Origin of the sequence: Methylobacterium trifolii, assembly GCF_022179685.1 — a bacterium.
Taxonomy (GTDB): Bacteria; Pseudomonadota; Alphaproteobacteria; order Rhizobiales; family Beijerinckiaceae; genus Methylobacterium; species Methylobacterium trifolii.
In genome coordinates this window covers 1-2,998 of the sequence record NZ_BPRB01000359.1, presented here as the reverse complement: position 1 = coordinate 2,998, position 2,998 = coordinate 1, and the positions used below count along the sequence as shown (strand labels likewise).

Genomic DNA, 2,998 nt, shown 5'->3' with positions numbered 1-2,998 from the left:
CTCTAACATATATTCTATATTTTTGAAATTCGCCATGTAGACCTGTGATATTGCGCATACTTTTGATCCAGCTTTGGTACTGATTGTTCTCATATAGACCCTTTGCCAATTCTCCAGTTATAAACGGTCGAACATCTGAGAACGGTACTTCAGTTAGTTGCTGATTGTCTTTACCTTTAAAAACATTCTCTACTGTATTTACGCCATTGACAAAAGAAAATAAGTTGCATGACAGACCTAAAGTATCGAGCGATACCGCAAGCATAAATATTGATAAAATAAACCAAGAGTAATCTTTATTGATTATGCCGCTCGCAATACAAAAAAGAAACGCAGGATTTGAGAGAAAAAGAACATATATCCATCTCATATCCAATTTTAGCCTTTCAAGATCTTTATAATATCCGTTATTTTTTCTTTTACGAGATTCTGTAGCTTTGCAACTCGATTGTCTTCTAGAATTTTTTCTTTTAGTTCTGCATCGGCAGGGCCCTCAGTATCGTCTCTTTTCAGAAGTCGATATATTTCAATTGAAATTTTCACTAAAGTTGCTGCTTCGACGAGTAAGTGTGCCGCAGATCCAGCATCAAAAGGATGACCACCCGCCGTCTTATATATTACGTTATCTTCTCCCGCATGAGTTGAAATATCGCGAACAGTGGCTGATCCTAATATATCAACCTCGTCCGCCCAAACTTCTTGTAAAATGGCTTCGATTAGTTCGACACTCACTTGCAGCGCTCCAACTTGGAATAGGGTATTTTGATTACCTAGATTTTACCAAAATTGCGAGTGACGTGATATGATCAAAAACGACCGATTTTGAGACCGCGGCTTGACGAAGCCAGCGAAGCAGCATCCTAGGTGCTAAACCTGTCTCAAAATGGGTCTCGAAACAAGGGCTGCTGACTTGAGCGATTCAGGTGTGGGATGCTGGGCTGGAGCGCGTAGAGGCGTTCCTGCATCCGCCAGTGCACCTTGTGCTCGGCCCGCGTGTCCTAGGTGGAGATCGGAGCGTCGACGCGCTTGTCGGATCGCTCCTGCAAGCGGGATATTAAAAAACTTGATACAGCGTTCGAAGGCAGGGCCGGCGTCAGTGGCGGGAAGGCCTCACGTCTGGACGAGGCGTTTTCGAAAATGGGAGCTGAGAGCATTGAGCGCCGGCTGCATTAGCGCGTGCCGCATACGATGGTAAACCGCTAACCGCTTGGCGCTAGTGTTGTGGCCATACTCAGGTGTCCCGGGGCGATCGCGAGGCGGGGGCCTGAAACAAGGCAGCAGGAGGCTGGCGGGCCCCTTCCATGACGGCGTTTTTAAACCAGGAGAACGGCTACATTTTCCGGATCGTGCACCGGGAGAATCTGCCACTCGTTCTCGCCAGCGGCCTGATCGCTAAGAACGCTTCTGGCTCAAATCCGGCATACGTAAACATCGGTAACCTTGATTTGATAGGACGAAGAGGGAATCGCGTGGTTCCTGTACCTCCAAGAGGTGTCTTAAACGATTACGTACCATTCTATTTTACCCCTTACTCACCAATGGCGTACAATATCAAAACAGGATGGAACGGAATTACGAGGAGAAACAACGAAGAGATATTGATTTTTGTTTCTACTTTGTATCACGCTCTTGACTGCGGCTTAGATGCGGTGTTTACTGACAGGCACGCGTATTTAGCTGCGGCGACATTCCATTGTGATCTCGGCCGACTGGATCGGATCGATTGGGATTTACTGAGGTCCAAAAATTTTAAGAAGGATGCACAGAACCCTGAACGGGTCGAGCGTTACCAGGCCGAGGCACTGATCCGCGGCCATGTGCCCCTGAAAGGCTTGAAGGGGGTCGCGGTCTGTAACGAGCGCGTCCGAGCGGACGTTCAGAATTTAGTGGACAAAGCAGGAACATCGTTGCAAGTGCGCGCCATGCCGAGTTGGTATTTTTGATGATCACCTTCACACAGGGCGACCTCCTCGATGCGCCTGCAGAGGCGCTGGTCAACACGGTGAACACTGTGGGCGTGATGGGCAAAGGCATCGCGCTGATGTTCAAGGAGCATTTCCCGGATAACTACCGGGCATACGCGGCTGCATGTAAGGCGGGGGAGGTGAAGACCGGGCAGATGTTCGTGACGGAGCGTGGTCACCTGACAGGGCCACGCTGGATCATTAACTTCCCGACGAAGGCCAACTGGCGATTCCCATCCAAGATGATCTGGATTGAGGAGGGCTTAGCCGATCTACGCCGGGTGATTGAAGCGAACGGCATACGCTCCGTCGCGGTTCCGCCCCTTGGCAGCGGCAATGGCGGCTTGAACTGGGCGGACGTACGGCCCCGTATTGAGGCTGCCTTGAGCGACCTCCCCGGGGTTGAGGTGATTGTGTATGAGCCTACGGCTGCGTACCAAAACGTCACGAAGCGGGACGGGGAGAAATCTCTTACGCCCGCCCGCGCGCTAGTTGCGGAACTCGTACGTCGGTACGCGGTGCTTGGCTTCGAGTGCTCGCTCCTCGAAGTTCAGAAGCTCGCCTACCTCCTTGAGTGCGCGATCGAAGCGTCTGCGCTGAAGAACCCCCTGAAGCTCGCCTATAAGGCGCACCGATACGGGCCTTACGCAGATCGGCTTCGGCATCTGCTCGACGGTATCGATGGCACTTATCTGCACTGTGAGAAGCGGCTGGCAGATGCCAACCCATTGGACCTTGTCAGGTTCGAGGATAGCCAGCGGGATCGGGTTGCCCTCTATCTCAAATCAGAAGGCAAGGACTATCTCGGAGCACTGGAAGTAACGACCAGCCTGATTGACGGGTTCGAGTCTCCGTACGGAATGGAGCTTATCGCCACTGTGCACTGGCTCATGCATCGGGAAGGCATCGAACCCACGGTCCCGGCCATGATGCACGGCATCAAGCATTGGCCCGGCGGGTCGGGGTCTGCTGCTCGAAAAGCTCGGATATTCGATGAGCGAGTTGTCGGGCTTGCGCTAGAGCGTGTTATGAAC

The 2,998-nt window shown here is 51.7% G+C and carries 4 protein-coding genes; 2 read left to right on the top strand and 2 right to left on the bottom strand.

What is annotated here, in order from left to right:
* Window positions 1-370: hypothetical protein (locus COGEMETH_RS24385; protein WP_238185260.1), on the bottom strand; the 370-nt coding region annotated here is incomplete at its 3' end.
* An 8-nt stretch (window positions 371-378) separates the two neighbouring features.
* Entirely contained in the window at window positions 379-732 is a 354-nt protein-coding gene (locus COGEMETH_RS24380) for a hypothetical protein (protein ID WP_238185259.1), read from the bottom strand.
* 569 nt (window positions 733-1,301) lie between these two features.
* Here COGEMETH_RS24380 and darT point away from each other — a divergent pair.
* Both darT and darG read left to right on the top strand, forming a co-directional pair.
* Window positions 1,302-1,943: a type II toxin-antitoxin system toxin DNA ADP-ribosyl transferase DarT gene (darT, locus tag COGEMETH_RS24375; RefSeq protein ID WP_238185258.1), complete on the top strand. Its 642-nt coding sequence runs from the start codon at window positions 1,302-1,304 to the stop codon at window positions 1,941-1,943.
* Window positions 1,943-2,998, top strand: a 1,056-nt coding sequence (gene darG, locus COGEMETH_RS24370) for a type II toxin-antitoxin system antitoxin DNA ADP-ribosyl glycohydrolase DarG (RefSeq protein ID WP_238185257.1), incomplete at its 3' end; no start/stop codon positions are given. The genes darT and darG, both read left to right, overlap by 1 nt.

Coding starts and splice junctions, on each gene's coding strand:
- darT (WP_238185258.1), top strand. CDS start 1,302: ATGACGGCGTTTTTAAACCAGGAGAACGGCTACATTTTCCGGATCGTG.